Source organism: Streptomyces sp. NPDC026522 (genome assembly GCF_055567555.1).
On record NZ_JBVHQF010000007.1, the window covers coordinates 324,042 to 341,671 of the forward strand.

Here is a 17,630-nt window from a genome sequence, read left to right on the forward strand (position 1 = left end):
CCCGCGCCCGGGGGCCGGCTCCCGCCCGAAGGCGTGTTCCCGGCCAGGGCGAGCGCTCCACGCACCGCCTTCCGGACAGATCCGCGGCGCCGGACCGGCGCCGCGACGGGCGCACTACGGTGGACGCGGAACTCCGGCCACGGCGGCACCAGGGGAGGCTGACATGGGCGGTCCGTCGGTGGCGCTGCCGGACGGGTCCGACCCCGCGGAACGGGCCCGGGTGCTGCTCCGCGCCCATGACTCCTTCACGCTGGACGGCCGCGTCGAGCCCCCCGTGCGGGCGGTGATCGCGAAGTCCTGGCGGCGCTGCGCCCGGGCCGGGGTCAGCCCGGAGTGCGCCCCGCGCGTGGACCTGGCGGAGGCGGAGCTGCGCGCGTACCGCGAGCAGCACCCGCTGGCCCGGGTGATGCCGGTGGTCCGGGAACTGGTGGGTGCCTTCGCCGCGCACGGCGCGCACCTGCTGGCGGTCTGCGACGCGCGGGGCACGCTGCTCTGGGTGGAGGGCGAGCCGGGCACCCTCCGCCGGGCCGAGCGGCTCGGCTTCGTCCCCGGCGCGCGCTGGGCGGAGGCCGCGATGGGAACCAACGCACCCGGCACGGCGGTCGCGGCCGGGGAACCCGTCCAGGTCTTCGGGGCCGAACACTTCAACCGCCGCGTGCACCCCTGGACCTGCGCCGCGGCTCCCGTACGCGATCCCCGTACGGGCGCGCTGCTCGGCGCCGTGGACATCACTGGCGGCGACGGGCTGGCGCACCCGCACTCGCTGGCGTTCGTACAGGCGGTGGCCCGCGCGGCGGAAGCCCAGCCGGCCCTGCTGGAGCCGGCCCCGCGGGCGGCTCCGGACACCCTGACGGCACTGGGCCGGGACGAGGCGCTGCTGGTCAGCGGTGGCCGCCGGATCCCGCTCGGCCGCCGGCACAGCGAGATCGTGGCGTTGCTCGCCCACCACCCCGAGGGGCTGTCCGGCGAGGAGCTGGCGGTCGCCCTGTACGAGGACGAGTCGGTGTCGGCGGTCACGCTGCGCGCGGAGATCTCCCGGCTGCGGGGCCTGTGGGGTGCGCGGAACCTGCTGTCCCGCCCGTACCGGACGGCCGCGGCGCTGGAGGCCGACTTCACCGCCGTGACCCGGCACCTGGCGGCCGGCGCCGTCTCGGCCGCCCTGTCCCGGTACCCGGGGCCCCTGCTGCCGTCCTCCACCGCTCCCGGGATCACCCGGCTGCGGCGCCGGATCGAGGAGCAGGCGCGGGCCGCCGTGATCGCCCGGGCGGACCCGGGGCTGCTGGCCGACTGGGTGTGCAGTCCGTGGGGCGCGGACGACCCGGAGGTGTGGCGGGCGCTGGCCGGGGCGCTGCCCGCCGAGGGGCGCCCGGCCGCGCTGGCCCTCGTACGGTCGCTGGACCGCGAGCTGTCCGCCCGCCCGGCGGATCCGCGTTCCCGGACGGCCGGGTGAGTGCCCGCGCCGGCGCGGGGGCCGGGGGTTCGCTCAGGCCTCGCGCACCAGTCCGGTGACGTGGTCGGTGATCATGTCCAGGATCTCCGCCGCGGCCTTCTCGTCCCCGAGGACGAGGAAGTTCAGGGTCAGTCCGTCCGTCATGGCGGCCAGGTACCGTGCGAGGACATCGGCCGGGGCGCCGAGTTCGAAGTCCATGGCGGCGGCGAGCTGTTCGATGAGTTCGACGTAGGTGTCGGAGTACAGCTGGTACTGCCGTCGCGCCAGGTGGCCGAAGTCGGGGTGGCGCACGGCGTACTGGGTGAGTTCGTAGGTGAGCATGTGCTCGCCGGGATGGGCCACCACGTGGTCCCAGTAGGCCTGGAAGCCGGCCCGGATGGTTTCGTGGAGGGTGGCCCGGGGGCGGAGCGCCTCCCGGACCACCCGGATGCAGTGTTCGGTGATCGTCTCGATGACGGATTCCAGCAGCGCCTGCTTCGAGTCGAAGCAGTAGTGGAAGACGCTCAGGGACAGCCCGGCCTCGGCGGCGATGGACCGGGTGGTCGTCCGGGCGACGCCGTCGCGGGTCATCGCCCGGATCGCCGCCTCCGTCAGCTGGCGCCGCCGGTCGGCCAGGGGCATGCGTCCCATGCGTGTTCCTTCCGTACGCGTTCGCCGCCGGGACGGGGGCCGCGCGGTCAGCTGCTGTAGACGCCGACCTCGTTGAGGGAGTAGCCCCACTGCGTGCCGCGGGCCTGCCCGTGGATGCGGACGTAGCGGGCCGGGACCCCCGCGAACTGGGCGGTGTCCAGGCCGCCGTCACCCGTGGTGGTGGACCAGACGGTTTGCCAGTGGGCGCCGTCGGCGGAGGTCTCGATGCGGTAGGCCCGGCCGTAGGCGCGCTCCCAGTCCAGCGTGACGCGCTTGACGAGCTTCGAGGAGCCGAGGTCGATGCCGAGCCACTGGTCGTCGCTCCAGTCGCTGGCCCAGCGCGTGCCCCGGTCGCCGTCGACCGCACGGCCGGGCGCGTAGCTGGTGAACGGGTTCCACTCGGACGCACTGGCCGTCGCCGTCGCGCCCGCCGCCAGGTTGACCCCGGCCTGGTGGTGCTCGGACGCGCCCCACGTCCGGAGATACGATTCGGCGCCGCGGAAGAGGTCGTCCACGACGCCCTGGCCACCGACGATCCGGATGTCCTCGATCCAGTCCGGGACCAGCCCGTAGTGGGCGGCTCCGTCGGTGTTGAGGTCCCAGGTGCGCTGTCCGGCGGTCTGCCGGTCGATGACGGACCCGCCGTCGGTGCTGCGGAACGGGTACGTGACCGGGTTCGGGGTGTCCGCGCCGCGCGGGCCGGGCCAGCCGCCGACGCCGTTCATGTCGGTGCCGTAGCCGTAGCCGACGTGGTACTTCTCGCGCAGCGCCTTGGTCCGCTGCGCTTCCGCGCTGAAGCCTTCGGAGCCGTTCATGTACTGGGCGGCGAATCCGCCGAGCTGGTAGAGCCGCTCGGTCCAGCCGAGGTCCATCCAGCTGTGCGAGGAGATCACGCCCGGGTAGGACTCGGTCTCCAGGATGTCGAAGGCCTGCCCGGCGGCCTTGACGCTCATGTGGTCGACTTCGAGCATCATCTTGCGTTTCATCATCCCGCGCACCGCGTACTCGCCGAGTGCCGTGAGTCCCCGGGTGTTGCACTGGGCGTCGGCCGCGTAGGCCGGAACGCTGACGCCCGGCGGCAGTTCGCTCTGCGCCTGCGGCGCCGGGGCGAGGCCGATGGGGTTGTCGTGCTGCGGGCCGGTGCACTTCTCGGTCTGCCAGAAGGTGCCGGTCGACAGGAACTGTCCGACGTTGATGGCCGTGCCGAGGGCGCCTTCGTCGAAGCGGACGCCGCAGAGGGCGTTGTCGAACTTGTGGCAGAGGAACATGCTGCGGACACCGAGGCGGTAGAGCTCGTCCAGGCCCCGGTCGACGTCTTCCTTGCTGCACTGGGCGACGTCGAGGATCTGCTTGCAGCCGAACGGCTCGGAGGTCTCGACGCCGAGGACGACGGCGAGCTTGCCCTGTTTGACGACGTCGCGGGCCTGGGCGGAGTCGGTGACGATCCGGAACCAGCCCTTGCCCGGGCCGCCGTACATCTTGTCGACGAAGGCCTGCATGTCGTACGACTTCTGCGCTTCGAGACGGATGGCGGCCATCTCGTCACAGCCGCGGTCCTTGAAGAAGTAGACCGAGCAGATGACCCCGTTGGTGACGAGGTCGTTGACGAGCACCCGCTGGCCGCCGCGCCAGGCGCGTTCGATCCAGGCGTAGTAGTTCTGCTGGTGGGTCAGCGAGTCGTGGGCGGGCCAGTCCTTGAAGGTGGGCCAGCCGACGGGGTCGTGCCTGCCGTCGCCGCCCTTGGTGATGAAGTCGAAGACGGCGAGGGAGCCGTCGGGGTAGTGCTCGGGGCAGTCCTTGAGGGCGTCGGCGACGCCGAGGTCGGAGAAGGGCTTGCCGCAGATGAGGCGGCCGCCGAAGCCCTCGTTGGACATGATGTGGTCGTGGGCGTCGACGAAGCCGCGTACGTTGCCCTGCGCGTCGGTGCCCTTGAAGGGCTCGCCGGCGACGTTGATCCCGGAGTCCGGTGCCGGGCGGGCCACGGGGTCCCACCAGTTGGGGTCGGCCGCGGCGGCCCCCTGGGTGGGGCCGAGGACCATGGCGAGCATGGCGATGAGTAAGGACAGGACCGCGATCGGCCTGCCTCCGCTGTGCGGCTGTCGGGTCACGGCCATCACCATGTCTCCGGTCGGCGGACGGCGCGGGATTGTCATGTCCCGCGCAAGATGTCCCGAGGATCCCGACTGCGGGCACCAGAGTCAAGGGTCCGGGACGCTTGACCTGACGACCCGTCGGATCCGCTCGGCCGCCGGTCGGCGCATACCCCGGTCCATCCCTTTTGAGCCGGATCCGGGAAGCGGCCGCCGGTACCGGAGGCCCGCAATCACCGCCGTCGCGGCGCCCGGCGGCCACCTCGGTCCGATTCGCGCCCTTGCGGCCGGATCCCGCCCGCCGCCACCGTCGGTGCAGGCACTCGTGCCGATCACGAAGGGGGATACGTTGGCCAATCCGACCGCACCCGAACCCCATCCGATCGCCCACTGGACCGGCCGCGCGTCGCTGTACTGGGCGTTGCTGCTCCAACGCACCGTCACCGGTGCCGCCCGGCGTCAAGCCCTGCTCGCCCGCCGGAACGCGGCCATGCGTGCCGCGCACCGGCGCGGGGTGGACCGCGCCACCATCGCCCGGGCCGTGGGCCTGGGCCCCGATACGGTCCGCAAGGCGTTGAAGGGTGAGCCCACCCCGGAGTAGTCGCCGCCCCGTGCGGCCTGGCCGTTCGGCCGGGCCGCACCGCCCGCTGCGAGGGGGGCGGAAGTGGTGCCGCCGCCCTGCGCCACGACTCCTGCGCCCCGGGACCTCCCGGAGGGCGAAGCCGCCGGCCCGCAGCAGCGGCACCGTGCTGGCGAAGTCGCGTGCGGTGGCCGCGAGCCGGATCGAGCTGACGTCCCGCATCAGGTGTTCCCGGTAGCCGTCGGACAGGTACCGCTTCGCGGCCGAGGTCACCTGGCGAGCTGGGCGGCTCGGTGTTGCCGCGCGGATCGGCGCAGTACTCCGGCCGGTACTCCGTGCCCCGGGCGCCGAATGCGTCGTACTGGTCGGTGGTGAGCACGGCGTCGAACCAGGGCGCCGGGACCCCGTCCCCGAAATCCCGCGTCCGGAGGGAAGCCGATCGGGCTGGGTACGCCGAGGCCGGGCAGGCGCCGGGGCACCGTGGCCAGGTCGCCGGCGCGTTCGACCGAGAGCCCCGTGCCGCCGGCACCGAGCGTTCCGTCCCGGCCCGGGAGGTCGCCCACGCCGAACAGTTCGAGACAGGTCTCGCGCCCCGTCAGGTAGCGGCCGGTCCAGCTCTCCCCGCCCGAGCCGGTCGTGGTGCGCACCTGGAAGCCGGCGAACTCCCGCAGCTGGTCGCAGTGCTCGATGGCATCGGCGGTCTCGCGGTCGAAGACACCGTAGGCGTGGTTGCAGAACAGCAGTCGCGGGCTCGTGGGCGATCCGTACCCGTCGGCCCACGCGGCGCTCGTGGCACCTCCGGCCGCCCAGGTCAGGGCCACGGCGAGGACGAGCAACATGCCGGGCACCTGCCGGGCAAGGGCTGCCCCGCCTTCGTTCCGGCAGGGAGGCCGGGGAGCAGCGGGCCGCCCTCAGACCACGGAGAGCAGGTCCACCACGAAGACGAGCGTAGAACCCGCCGGGATCAACGGCGAGGGGGACTGGTTGCCGTAGCCGAGGCGCGGGGGAACGATGATCTCGCGCCGGCCGCCGACCTTCATCCCCCTGATTCCCCGGTCCCAGCCCTTGATGACCCTGCCGCCACCCACGGCGAACTTGAACGGCTCGCCCCGGTCCCAGGAGGCGTCGAACTCCGTTCCGGACTCGAAGGTGACCCCGACGTAGTGAACCCGGACAACCCTGCCCGGCTTCGCCTCGGGGCCGTCCCCGACGACGAGGTCCCGGATGGTCAGTTCCTGGGGAGCGTCACCCCCCGGAAGTTCGATCTCGGGCTTCGTCGGTTCGCTCATCGCCGCCTCGTTGCTCTCCGCCGGAGTCCCTCGTCCGGACCGGCCGGGCGCATGGTCACTCCATGCAGTAGATGATCAGGCTACCCAGAGGCCGATCGACTGAAGTACATCACGAACGATCACACCATGAGACGGGACGCCCTAGAAGAGGCCGAGCTTCTTCGGGGAGTAGCTGACCAGCATGTTCTTCGTCTGCTGGTAGTGCTCCAGCATCATCTTGTGCGTCTCGCGGCCGATGCCGGACTGCTTGTAGCCGCCGAACGCCGCATGCGCGGGGTAGGCGTGGTAGCAGTTCGTCCAGACCCGGCCGGCCTGGATGGCGCGGCCGGCCCGGTAGGCCGTGTTGATGTCGCGGGTCCAGACCCCGGCGCCCAGTCCGTACGCCGTGTCGTTGGCGATCCGGACGGCGTCGTCGAAGTCGTGGAAGGAGGTCACCGACACCACCGGCCCGAAGATCTCCTCCTGGAAGATCCGCATCCGGTTGTCGCCCTCGAAGATCGTCGGCTGGACGTAGAAGCCGCCCGCCAACTCGCCGCCGTGCTCCACCCGCTCACCGCCCGTCAGGATCTTCGCTCCCTCCTGCCGGCCGATCTCCACGTACGACAGGACTTTCCTCAGCTGCTCCTCCGACGCCTGCGCCCCGATCATCGTCGCGGTGTCCAGCGGGTGCCCCGGCACGATCAGTTCCGTACGGGCGACGGCCGCGTCGAGGAAGTCCCCGTAGCGCCCGCGCTCGATCAGCGCGCGGGAGGGGCTGGTGCACACCTCGCCCTGGTTGAGGGCGAACATGGTGAAACCTTCCAGCGCCTTGTCACGCAGGTCGTCGTCCGTCGACCAGATGTCGTCGAAGAACAGGTTGGGGCTCTTGCCCCCGAGCTCCAGGGTGACCGGCTTGAGGTGCTCCGCCGCGTACTTCATGATCAGCCGCCCGGTGGACGTCTCCCCCGTGAAGGCCACCTTCGCCACCCGCGGGCTGGAGGCCAGCGGCTTGCCGGCCTCCTCGCCGAAGCCGTTGACGACGTTGACCACACCCGGCGGCAGCAGGTCCGCCACCAGGCTCAGCCAGTAGTGCACCGAGGCCGGGGTCTGCTCCGCCGGCTTGAGCACCACCGTGTTCCCGGCCGCCAGCGCCGGCGCCAGCTTCCACACCGCCATCAGGAGGGGGAAGTTCCACGGGATGATCTGGGCGACCACGCCGAGCGGTTCGTGGAAGTGGTAGGCGACCGTGTCCTCGTCCAGCTGGCTGAGCGCCCCTTCCTGGGCGCGCAGCGCACCCGCGAAGTACCGGAACTGGTCGATGGCCAGCGGCAGGTCGGCGGCCAGCGTCTCGCGGACCGGCTTGCCGTTCTCCCAGGTCTCGGCGACCGCGAGCGCCTCCAGGTGCTGCTCCATCCGGTCCGCCATGCTCAGCAGGACCGCGGAGCGTTCGGTGACCGAGGTGCGGCCCCAGGCGGGCGCGGCGGCGTGCGCGGCGTCCAGGGCGCGCTCCACGTCCTCGGCGGTGCCGCGCGCGACCTCGGTGAACGTCTCGCCGTTGACGGGCGAGGGGTTGGCGAAGTAACCGCCCCGGGCGGGCGGTACGTACGCGCCGCCGATGAAGTGGTCGTAGCGCGACGCGTACGACATGAGCGCGCCTTCGGTACCGGGCGCAGCGTAACGGGCCATGGTTCCTCCCCTTGCCGGGCTCCGGCCGCCGTCGGCCGGAGCTCGGGGGAAGGCTAGGAGCGGGAAGGTTGCGCCTGGGTTGCACAGCCCGACGGCCGTCCCGGGCGCTCCCGCGTACCGGTCAGAGGCCGATGTCGCGGGCCCGGAAGTCCTCGAGCGACTCGCGCCGCACGAGGAGCCGCACCCGGCCGTCGGCAACGGCGACCACCGGGGGCCGCCCGACCAGGTTGTAGCCGGAGGCCATCGAGAGGTGGTAGGCACCGGCCACCGGGACGGCGAGCAGGTCGCCGGGGCGGACGTCCGCGGGGAGTTCGGTGTCGGTGGCGAGCACGTCACCGGCTTCGCAGTGCCGGCCCACCACCGTCGCCCGGCCGGGCGGGGCGGCCGAACGGCGTCCGATCAGCCGGGGCGCGTACCGCACCCCGTACAGGGCGGGCCGGGGATTGTCGCTCATGCCTCCGTCGACGGCGACGAACACCTGCTCGCCGCTGCGCTTGACGGCGAGTACCCGGTAGAGCGCGATCCCGGCGGGCCCGGCCACCGCCCGGCCCGGTTCGACGGTCAGCCTGGGCACGGGCAGCCGGGCGGCCGCGCAGCTCGCGGCGAGTTCGGTACGCATCCGGCCGGCCAGCACACCGGGGTCGAGGGCCGCCTCGCCGGGGCGGTAGGCGACGGCGTGCCCGCCGCCCATGTCGAGTTCGGGCAGCACCACCCCGTGGGTGTCCCGGACCCGGGCGATCAGGCCGACCATCCGGCGGACGGCGGCCAGGTACGGCTTGACCGAGGTGATCTGCGATCCCAGGTGGCAGTGCGGGCCGGTCAGTTCGAGTTGCGGCTGGGCGAGGATCCTGGCGATGGCGTGCTGGGCGGAGCCGTCGGTGAGGGACAGGCCGAACTTCTGGTCGTCGGTGCCCGTACGGATCTTCTCGTGGCCGCCGGCCGAGATGCCGGGGGTGATGCGCACCATCACCCGCTGGCGCCCCCGCGGCCCGACCGCGGCGGCCAGCCGGGCGATCTCGGACGCGCTGTCGATGACGATGCGGCCCACTCCGAGCCGGAGGGCGGCTGCCATGTCCTGGGGGGACTTGGCGTTGCCGTGCAGGGTGATCCGCTCGGGCGGGAACCCGGCGGTGACGGCGAGTTCCAGCTCACCGGCCGAGCAGACGTCGAGGCCGAGGCCTTCTTCGTCGACCCAGCGCACCATGGCGCGGCAGAGGAAGGCCTTCGCGGCGTAGAGGACTTCGGCGTCCGGGAAGGCCCGGCGGTAGCGGCGGCAGCGCTCGCGGACCTCGCCCTCGTCCAGGACGTAGACCGGGGTGCCGAAGCGTTCGGCGACTTCGGTGAGCGCGACCGCGGCTACGGTGAGGCCGCCGTCGGGGAGCCCGGTGGCCGAGGCGGGCCACACCGACAGGTCGTCCGGGGCGGCCGGAAGGGCGTCCGGCGGCACGTGCGGATTGGCCAGGGCATGGGTGGTCATGGCATGGGTGGTCATGGCATGGGTGGTCATGGCGTGGGTTCCCTTCTCCGCGTGCGCGCGGTCAGCCGGTCCGCAGGGCGAGGGCCGCCCCGACGGGCTCGGCGTCCGCGGGAGCCGGGGCCGCGCCGCACGCGGGGCGCGGCGGTGCGGAGCGCGGGATGCACAGCTGTGGGTCCACCGTGACCGTGGTGATGCCGAGCGGCCGGACCAGCGCCCGCAGCGCGGGTTCGGCGAGCCGGATCCAGGGCTGGTCGGGGCCGAGGGTGGCGGCCAGCCGGTCCGGGGTGGTGAAGCCGACGGCGGTACGGCCGCCGAGGGGCGTGCGGAAGGTACGGGCCGCATACCCCGGGGGTCCCGGCCGGACGGGGACGCAGAGCGGTCCGGCCGGGACGCGTTCGCAGGGTTCGGGGTCTTCGCCGTACGACAGCGCTGCCATGGGTTTCCTCCTGGAGGACCCTCGGTGGGGACTGGCGCCCCGGCGCGGGGAGGCGGCCCGGGGCGTGCCCCCGACGCTACTCGGGCCGCCCCGGGCCCGTGGGACCTCCTGACACGACGCTGACGGGCAACGGCCCGGCGTTGACGGACTCCTTACGGGGCCCGTCGCGTCGGCGGGTCCCACCCGGCCGGGCGGGGCGTCGGCCCCGGCCCGGCAGGACCTCGTCCGGGGCACCCCGGACCGTTCCGGCTCAGCGGCACTGGCCGGACCGGGGCCCGGCGACGGTGTTGTCCGCCTGGTGCGGGGCCGGCGCGTTGTCCGCGCAGCGCAGCGGACCGGTGACCCGGTTGCCCGCGAGCACCACTCCCCCGGTGTTGGCGTCGAGGTTGACGGGTCCGGTGAGCCGGTTGCCGCCGCACGCCCGCGCCTCGGTGCTGCCGTCCTCGTCGGAGCCGAGCAGCACCTGGCCGGTGCTGCCCCGCACGCCGATGGGGCCGGTCAGTTCGGAGCGGCAGACCGTGAGGGCGCGGGCCCCGTCGGCCGATACCGGGCCGGTGATCTCGGCGTCCAGTACGGCCAGTGCCCCGCCGGGCCGTACGGTGACGGGACCGGTCTGCCTGCCACCGGAGGACAGGCAGACGGCCTGGCCGGCGCCCACGGTCAGCGGGCCGGAGCGGGCCGTCGTGACGCAGGGGCCGCTGAATCCGACCGTGACGCCGGTCGGCTCCGCCGTGGCGCCGGCCGCGTCGGCGGCGTCTCCGCCGTAGGAGGCGGTGAGGGCGTGCGCTCCGGGCTGGAGCCCGCTGGTGCTGAACGCCGCCTGACCGCCCGACAGCGGAACGGTCGCCAGCTGCCGGGTCCCGTCGGAGAAGGTGACGGACCCGGTCGGGGCGGCCGCCGGGTTCGCCGGGGTGACCGTCGCGGTGAGCGTGACGGGGTGTCCGAACAGCGGGGTGGCGGTGTCCGCGGTGAGGGTGGTCGCCGTGTCGTAGCGGAACGAGACGACCGCCTTGCCGTCGCCGTGGCGCACCCCGGGGAGGAGGACCGCCCCGGTCGCCGGCGCGGCCGCGTAGCTGCTGCCCCCGCCGCCGCCCGCGGCGTAGAGGTTGCCGGGGTTGCCGCCGCCGGAGCCGCCACCGCCACCGAAGTAGCCGCCGCCTCCGCCGCCTCCGCCGTTGCCGCCCCGGGCGCCGTTGCCGCCGGTGCCGCCGCTGCCGGGGTTGGGCTGGCCGGTGTTCTGGTCGGTGTCGCTCGCGTTGCCGCCGGGCGCGCCGAGCGGGGAGGTGCGTACGCCGGTGCCGGGTCCGGTCTGGCTGCCGCCGGTGCCGCCGAGTCCGGAGCCCTCCGGTCCACCGCCCTGGCCGCCGGACTCGGCCGTGGTGCCGCCGCCGTCGCCACCGCGCAGCAGGGGTCCGCCGTTGCCGGCGCCTCCCCCGCCGCCCGCGACGAGGAGCCGCCCGGCGGGACCGGAGCCGTCGGCCCGTACGTCCGAACCGCCGCCGCCGGAGCCGCCGCCGCCGTGCGCTCCGCCCCCGCCGGACCCGTGGCCGTAGCCGCCGGGGCGGGCGAATTCGCCGTGCCGGGACGATCCGGGGATGCCGGCGGCGCCCAGGGTGATCGCGAAGCGCTGCCCCGGGGTCACGGGCAGGGTCGCCCGGGTCTCGCCGCCGAGGCCGCCGCGTGCTCCGGTGTTCGGCGGGTTGGGGTCGACGTAGCCGGCCGCGCTGCCGCCTTCGGCGCCGAACAGGTCGATGTCGACCGCGCTCACGCCCTGGGGCACGGTGAAGGTGTCCGTGCCCGGCGCCGTGTAGACGCAGGAGGGTGTCCCGGCGGTGAAGGTTCCGCCGGAGCCGCACGGGCCGGGGGCGCCGGTGGAGTCGAGGGTGTCGGCGCCCGCGGCGAGGGGGGTGACGAGGGCGGCGAGGAGGACCGCCGCCCCCAGGACGGCCGTGGTCCTGCTCTTCGTTCTGTGGTGCACGGCTCAGACTCCGTCGTTGGCGCAGAGGGCCCACGCGTCGGTGTAGGTGCTCGGCGAGCTGCCGCCGCCGGTGTGGGCGTAGGCGGTCCAGTAGGCGGCCGTGGTGGTGCCGTCCGCGACCGGGCTGCCGCCGGAGTCGCTCGGGTAGTCGCCGTTGAGGTGGTCACCGGGCGAGCCCGGTCCGGTGAAGTCGGTGGTGGTGACGCTGCCGCCGCTGACGGCGGCGCCGCCGCTGATCAGCTTGCCGTCGTTGCCGGAGCAGCCGGCCGTCGCGCTCTGGCCGGCGGTGGCCGCGGTGGGGCCGCTCACCTCGGTGAAGCGGACGGTTACGGTCGCGCCGCTGACGCCGATGCCGCTCCCGCTGCAGATGGCATAGGCGTAGGTCTCGTTGTTCGAGCCGCCGCCACCGCCGTTCCAGCCCACCGCCGTCCAGGAGTCGGGGTTGGTCTCGCCGTTCGCCGCGGCCTTCTGCCCGTAGTCGTGGGCCGCGTTGTTGAAGGTGGGGAAGCTCGCGATCGGCTTGAGGCTGCCGACGTCGGCGGGGGTGATCCGGGCGCCGCCGCCCAGCAGCCGGGTGTTGGCCGGGCAGGTGGCGGTGACCAGGCCCACGGTGGAGGCGGAGGTGGGTCCGGCGACCTTGTTCATGACCACCTGGGTGTGGTTGATCAGGTTGCTGGTGAAGCACATCGCGTACGGGGTGGAGGAGAACGAGGCGTTGACCGCGCCGCCGCTGCCGCCGATGCCGAGCCAGTGCGTGACGTCCGTGCCCACGACGCCGGTCGAGCCGGTGTACTCGGTGGTGCCGTCGGGGCTGGGCGAAGTGCCGTTGATCTTGTTGCCGTTGGACGAGGTACCGGTCCCGATGGCCTGGTTGATGCCGCCGCCGGCGACCAGGCCGGTGGAACAGTCCGCGTGGGTCGATATCTCGGCGAAGGCGGCGGCCGGGCCGGAGGTGGCTCCGGGTGTCTTGACGGTCACGCCCACGGTGTTGGCGTATGCGGTCGCCGGTACGGCCAGGGCCAGTGCGGCGCCGATGACGAGCGCCTTCCCGGTGACGCGGTGGAGCAGAAGCCCCTTGGTCATGGAGTCTCCCTTGTGGGATGCGCGGCGGGGAACGCGGGACGGCGACGGGTGCGGAAGCGCCGGGCCCGCGGGAAGTGCCGAACGCTGGCGGTGAGGGCGGGCGAGCCGGGTGTGCCGGCCCGTGGGGAGGGGCCCCGGGATGGTGGGGCCGGATACGGAACGGCCGGTTCGCCGCTCTCACCTGCATTGCGCCTGCGGACTCTAACAGGCTTCTTACGCCGCATCTACGGCACGAACCAATACCACCGGGTAGCATCTGCGGCCTCCGCGCGAGGGCTGCGCGAGGATGTGACGGAAGTCTGACGGCGCGCCGTTTCCCCTGGTGGCGGGCTCCCCTTCGGTGGTCCAATCGGCGCGTGAGAACAGACCGGACCGGCACACCGCCACCCGAAACGGATCCCGACCCCGACGCGACCGGCACACCGGTCGGCCGCAGGCTGGTCCTCGGCATGGTCGGGCTCGGCGCGGCCGGGCTGCTGGCCGCGCCCGTCCTGCAGCGCGGGGTCGAAGCCGCGCTCGGCGCGGCCGCCGACAAGGATCCGACGGGGCTCACCGGGCTGCTGCCGAACGGCGGCGGGTTCCGGTACTACTCGGTCGCCTCCTCCGTTCCTGAACGTGGCCCGGCGAACTACCGCCTGACCGTGGACGGGCTGGTCGAGCGACCGGCCGCGTACGACCTCGACGCGCTGCGGCGGCTCCCGCAGACCCGCGTGGTCCGGGACGTCCAGTGCGTGACCGGCTGGCGCGTGCCCGGTACGGCGTTCGAGGGCGTTCCGGTGTCACGGCTGCTGGACGCGGCCGGGGTGCGGCCCGAGGCGCGGGCCATCCGGTTCAGCTGCTTCGACGGCGCCTACACCGAGAGCCTCACCCTCCCGCAGGCCCGCCGGGACGACGTCATGGTGGCCTTGCGGATGCAGGACGAACCGCTGAGCCACTCCCACGGCGGGCCGGCGCGGCTGTACGTGGCCCCCATGTACTTCTACAAGTCCGCGAAGTGGCTCTCGGGCATCACCGTCACCGACGAGGTGGAACCGGGTTACTGGGAGCGGCTCGGCTACGACGTCGACGCGTGGGTCGGTAAATCGAACGGACGCGACGATGCCCCCACTGTCTGAAGGGCCGGGACGGGTGCACCGGTTCGGCGGGTCCCAGCGCTGGGTGCACCGGGCCACGGCGGCCCTGACGGGCGTGTGCGTGGCGTCCGCCGGGTGCCTCTACCTGCCGCCGCTCGCGGAGCTGGTGGGGCGCCGCCACCTGGTGGTCACGGTCCACGAGTGGTCGGGGACGCTGCTGGTGGTCCCGGTCCTGCTCGGTCTGGCGTCCCGGTCCCTGCGCGCCGACCTCGGGCGCCTCGGCCGGTTCGGGCCGCACGACCGGGTCTGGCTGCGCAGCGCCTTCGGGAGGGGCGCGGAGCGGCCCGCGGGGAAGTTCAACGCCGGGCAGAAGGTGTACGCGGGTTGGCTGGCCGGGGCGGTGCTGGTGATGCTGGGCACCGGGCTGCTGATGTGGCTGACCGGCCTCGCCCCGCTGGTGCTGCGGACCGGCGCCACCTTCGTGCACGACTGGCTCGCCCTGACCCTGGGCATCGTCCTCGCCGGGCACATCGGGATGGCCCTGCGCGATCCGGAGGCCCGGCGCGGCCTGCGCACGGGCTCAGTCGACCGGCGGTGGGCGGAGCGCGAGCATCCGCTCTGGCGGCACGGCGGGTGAGGGGCGGCGCTCCGGATGCGCCGCCGCCGCCCGTTCCAGCGCCCGTCAACTGCCGTCGCGTACGGCGACGATGCCGTTGAACACGCCGACGTAGGCCGTACCGTCGGGGCCGAGCGTGATCGGTGCCCAGTTGTTGTCGTACAGGGGTCCGGTACCCGTCAGTCGGCGCCAGCGGCGCTCGCCGGTACGGAAGTCCACCGCGGTGAGGTACCAGGCGTCGATGCCCCAGGCGTTGGGCTCCTTCTCGTAGAAGTAGAGCAGCCCGTTGCCGGTGGACAGCTTGGGTACGACGGAGGGTGAGCGGACGGCGCTCTGCCAGACCGTGTCGCAGCCGCTGCCGTCGGGGCGCACGTCGATCCGGCTGACTCCGCCGACGACCGACTTGCCGAGCAGCAGGCTGGTGGGGTTCTCGTAGCCGTAGTTGTTCTCGACGACGATGCTGTTGCCCCAGGTGATCAGGGAGTTGTCGGTGGTGGAGGCGCCGGAGCCGAACACCGGGACCTTGCAGACCAGCCGCCGGTCTGCCGGCACGTCCGCCCCTCGCCGGTAGACCAGTACGTTCATCCGGTCGTCGGCGTTGTCCGTGATGGCGACGTAGCCGTCACCGAAGAGGTCCGGGGTGGTGCCGGATCCCTGGTTGACCGAGCCGGGTTTGGTCCCGGTCCCGCGGTCGTAGGTCTGGCGCCACTGGACCTCAGGGGTGCCGTCGGCGGCGGCCCGGAAGCTGTACAGCGCGTGGTCGGTGACGATGGAGACGCCGTCCTCGGCGACCGAGAAGGAGTTCTGGATCTCCTCGCCGTCCAGCCGGACGGAGCGGATCCGGGAGGTGGCCGGGTCCACGGTGCCCACCCGGCCCTGGCGGGTGACCCACCAGATGCGGCCGGTCCAGTCGGGCATCACGGAGGTGACCGGGTCACAGGTGCCGCTGGGCCACAGGTTGGTCCAGCCGACGCAGTCGTGCGGGACGTGGCCGGTGAGGTCCCAGTCGGCGTCGATGGTGAACTTCCAGGTGCCGTCGGCGTTCTGGGAGTGGGCGAGGCGCAGGACGTGCTGCCGGGAGTCGGCCAGCACGGCCCGGTCCTGGTCGTCCAGGTAGAAGTAGGCGCCGCCCGAGGTGTCCTTGAAGATCTTGGAGAAGTCGAGGGAGGTGATCGCCTCGACGGTGGAGGAGCGCTGCGGCAGCTGGTACTCGGCGAGGGTGGCCAGGGTCTTCGGGTCGAGGAGTTTGACCTCGAAGCCGGAGAAGGTGCCGCAGACGGTGGCCAGCCGGCCGCCCGCGTCGAAGGTGGCGGTGGCGCACTCGCCGCCGAGAGCGGCGATCTTCTCGCTGGTCACCTTCGGGTTCCGGCCGAGGGGGCCGGACCAGGGCGACGTGGCGCTGCCGGCCGCGTCGGAGTGCATGCCGCTGCGGCCGTTGGGCGCGAGGTAGGGGTGCTGCGGCGGGGCGTCGCCGGGCAGCGGCACGGCGGCGGCCGGGCTGCCGTCGTACTGGCTGACCAGGCGGTGGCCGGGGGTCTGGGGTATCTCCTCCGCCTGCGCCGGGGAGATCCCGTACGTCGCCACGAAGACGGCGACGGCGGGGATCACGGCGCAGTTCAGCGCTCTTCGCACCATCTGGACTTCCTCCATTCCTGTCGGTTCTGCTGACACCACGTCTGATATCGCGCCGCCGCCAGACGCTAGGCCGAACCGTGGGAGGAGTCCATGGAGGAGCCGGATGATTCACGAACGCGCAACAGACGGTCACCGTGCCCGGTTCAGGGGTTGAGTCCGGAGACGACGCTCGCCGTGGCTTCGAGACCGCTGTGGATGGTCGCGGCGATGCTGCTGCTCGCGAGGTAGAAGCCGAGCAGGACACAGACGAGGGCGTGGGAGACCTTGAGGCCGCCGCCGCGCAGGAAGATCCACGCGAGGACGAGGAGCAGGACGATCACGGAGAGGGAAATCACCATCGAAACCTCCTTCGGGCGCCCGCCATGGTGGCGCAGCGCAGGGGGCCGGCGTGCGAAACCGGTGTCCGCCGTACGGGTGTTGACCGTGCGTGACCCGTCCCGGGCAGGTGGCGCACGGGACTTGCCCGGCCCGGCCAGGCCGTGCCATATATGTCTAGACCTTTACGAGGCCTGCGGCGGAAGGCGCTCCCCGTGCGAGAACCCGCGCGTCACCCCCTGGGGCGGACCACCGCCGCACTCTCCCTCTGCCTGGCCCTGGCCGGCTGCTCGGGTGACGGGGCATCGCCGCCGGCCGCCCCGGTCGGCGTCACCGCCCGGGCCGGCAGCGCCACTTCGGTCCACGTGATGTGGGAAGCGGCCGAGGGGGGCACACCGGTGACCGGGTACCAGCTGTTCCAGGCGGACCGGCTGATCCGGGACCTGCCCGTCGACAAGACGATGGTGGACGTCACCGGGCTCAGCCCGCTGACCGCCTACGCCTTCACCGTCCGGGCCAAGGACGCCGCCGGACACCGCTCGGCCCTCAGTGCGGCGGCCCGGGTCACCACTCCGGCCGCGCGGCCGGAGGACCGTCGCGCCCCCACCGCCCCGGCCGCCACCACCGGCCGCGCCGACGGTCCCCGGGCGGCCCGGCTGACCTGGACGCCGGCGAGCGACGACACGGGGGTGACGGCCTACGACGTCTACCAGGGCGGGGTCCGCATCCACACCACCGGCCCGGACGAGACCGCCACCGCCCTGACCGGCCTCCAGCCCGGCACGCGCTACGAGTTCACCGTCCGGGCCCGGGACGGGGCCGACAACGTCTCCCCGGACGGCCCGGTCGCCGAGGTGACCACGGCCTCCGACCCGGGGCAGGGGCCGGACACGGCGCCCTCCGGCTTCACGGCGGCCCCTTCCCCGGGTGCGGTCACCCTGTCCTGGACCCCTCCCGACACCGGGCACGAGACCTCCGAGTACCAGCTCTACGTCAACGGACAGCCCGTCACCGTCATCCAGTTCGGGGCCGGCGCCGTTCCCCACGGCACGGTGGAGCACCGGCTGACGGTGACCGAGCCGGCGGGGACGCCCTGGTCGCTGAAACTGCGGGCCAGACTGCCCGACGGCACCTGGGGCGCCTTCACGCCCGAGCGGCGGATCGTCCTCGCCGGCTGAACGGTCCACTTGAGATCCGGTGGTGATTCCGACGCGAACGGCGCGACCGCGAAAGAAGATCACGCACAATACATCCGTGTTCGGTGAGTACTCGGTCAACAACAGTCAGGCACACTCCGCAGGTGACGGCCCTGG

The 17,630-nt window shown here is 73.3% G+C and carries 15 protein-coding genes and 3 pseudogenes; 5 read left to right on the plus strand and 13 right to left on the minus strand.

Translation table 11 applies throughout. From position 1 onward, the window contains the following. Window positions 1-163 precede the first annotated feature (163 nt). Window positions 164-1,450 (plus strand): GAF domain-containing protein, encoded by a 1,287-nt coding sequence (locus tag ACZ4M3_RS20460; RefSeq protein ID WP_467734536.1) that lies wholly within the window; start codon window positions 164-166, stop codon window positions 1,448-1,450. 33 nt (window positions 1,451-1,483) lie between these two features. Here ACZ4M3_RS20460 and ACZ4M3_RS20465 read toward each other — a convergent pair whose 3' ends face one another. After that, entirely contained in the window at window positions 1,484-2,080 is a 597-nt protein-coding gene (locus ACZ4M3_RS20465) for a TetR/AcrR family transcriptional regulator (RefSeq protein ID WP_467734538.1), read from the minus strand. Between the two features lie 47 nt (window positions 2,081-2,127). After that, entirely contained in the window at window positions 2,128-4,119 is a 1,992-nt protein-coding gene (locus ACZ4M3_RS20470; protein WP_467734766.1) for a galactose-binding domain-containing protein, read from the minus strand. 400 nt (window positions 4,120-4,519) lie between these two features. Between ACZ4M3_RS20470 and ACZ4M3_RS20475 the strand changes: the two genes are divergently transcribed. Next, a complete protein-coding gene (locus tag ACZ4M3_RS20475) occupies window positions 4,520-4,771 on the plus strand; it encodes a hypothetical protein (RefSeq protein WP_467734540.1) in 252 nt (83 codons plus the stop codon). A 153-nt stretch (window positions 4,772-4,924) separates the two neighbouring features. Here the strand turns inward: ACZ4M3_RS20475 and ACZ4M3_RS20480 are convergent. From ACZ4M3_RS20480 to ACZ4M3_RS20520, 9 genes and pseudogenes are all read right to left on the minus strand, one after another. Then, window positions 4,925-4,972, minus strand: a pseudogene (locus tag ACZ4M3_RS20480) (hypothetical protein); the annotation flags it as partial. A gap of 88 nt (window positions 4,973-5,060) precedes the next feature. Beyond that, window positions 5,061-5,279 (minus strand): annotated as a pseudogene (locus ACZ4M3_RS20485) (DUF5829 family protein); the annotation flags it as partial. Then, window positions 5,245-5,589, minus strand: a pseudogene (locus tag ACZ4M3_RS20490) (DUF5829 family protein); the annotation flags it as partial. The pseudogenes ACZ4M3_RS20485 and ACZ4M3_RS20490, both read right to left, overlap by 35 nt. Window positions 5,590-5,661: 72 nt before the next feature. Beyond that, complete coding sequence (locus ACZ4M3_RS20495) at window positions 5,662-6,039, minus strand: FKBP-type peptidyl-prolyl cis-trans isomerase (RefSeq protein WP_467734541.1); 378 nt, start codon at window positions 6,037-6,039, stop codon at window positions 5,662-5,664. 141 nt (window positions 6,040-6,180) lie between these two features. After that, window positions 6,181-7,704 (minus strand): acetaldehyde dehydrogenase ExaC, encoded by a 1,524-nt coding sequence (gene exaC, locus ACZ4M3_RS20500; RefSeq protein WP_467734543.1) that lies wholly within the window; start codon window positions 7,702-7,704, stop codon window positions 6,181-6,183. A 121-nt stretch (window positions 7,705-7,825) separates the two neighbouring features. Further along, window positions 7,826-9,181: a diaminopimelate decarboxylase gene (gene lysA / locus ACZ4M3_RS20505; RefSeq protein ID WP_467734768.1), complete on the minus strand. Its 1,356-nt coding sequence runs from the start codon at window positions 9,179-9,181 to the stop codon at window positions 7,826-7,828. Window positions 9,182-9,242: 61 nt separating this feature from the next. Next, the gene (locus ACZ4M3_RS20510; protein WP_467734545.1) at window positions 9,243-9,617 is read right to left on the minus strand and encodes an SAV_915 family protein; all 375 of its coding nucleotides are present in this window, start codon (window positions 9,615-9,617) and stop codon (window positions 9,243-9,245) included. A 250-nt stretch (window positions 9,618-9,867) separates the two neighbouring features. After that, window positions 9,868-11,595 (minus strand): Ig-like domain-containing protein, encoded by a 1,728-nt coding sequence (locus tag ACZ4M3_RS20515; protein ID WP_467734547.1) that lies wholly within the window; start codon window positions 11,593-11,595, stop codon window positions 9,868-9,870. A 3-nt stretch (window positions 11,596-11,598) separates the two neighbouring features. Then, on the minus strand, window positions 11,599-12,678 hold the full coding sequence (locus ACZ4M3_RS20520) for a hypothetical protein (RefSeq protein WP_467734549.1): 1,080 nt from the start codon (window positions 12,676-12,678) through the stop codon (window positions 11,599-11,601). A gap of 449 nt (window positions 12,679-13,127) precedes the next feature. Here ACZ4M3_RS20520 and ACZ4M3_RS20525 point away from each other — a divergent pair, with 449 nt between their 5' ends. Then, a complete protein-coding gene (locus ACZ4M3_RS20525) occupies window positions 13,128-13,793 on the plus strand; it encodes a molybdopterin-dependent oxidoreductase (RefSeq protein ID WP_467734770.1) in 666 nt (221 codons plus the stop codon). After that, complete coding sequence (locus ACZ4M3_RS20530) at window positions 13,777-14,388, plus strand: cytochrome b/b6 domain-containing protein (protein ID WP_467734551.1); 612 nt, start codon at window positions 13,777-13,779, stop codon at window positions 14,386-14,388. Before ACZ4M3_RS20525 ends, ACZ4M3_RS20530 begins: the two co-directional genes overlap by 17 nt. A 45-nt stretch (window positions 14,389-14,433) precedes the next feature. On the opposite strand, the gene ACZ4M3_RS20535 is transcribed toward ACZ4M3_RS20530, so the two are convergent. Further along, on the minus strand, window positions 14,434-16,002 hold the full coding sequence (locus tag ACZ4M3_RS20535) for a hypothetical protein (RefSeq protein WP_467734553.1): 1,569 nt from the start codon (window positions 16,000-16,002) through the stop codon (window positions 14,434-14,436). A gap of 143 nt (window positions 16,003-16,145) precedes the next feature. Then, complete coding sequence (locus ACZ4M3_RS20540; protein ID WP_467734555.1) at window positions 16,146-16,340, minus strand: hypothetical protein; 195 nt, start codon at window positions 16,338-16,340, stop codon at window positions 16,146-16,148. Between the two features lie 192 nt (window positions 16,341-16,532). Between ACZ4M3_RS20540 and ACZ4M3_RS20545 the strand changes: the two genes are divergently transcribed. Beyond that, entirely contained in the window at window positions 16,533-17,495 is a 963-nt protein-coding gene (locus ACZ4M3_RS20545) for a fibronectin type III domain-containing protein (protein ID WP_467734557.1), read from the plus strand. Window positions 17,496-17,630: the final 135 nt, after the last annotated feature.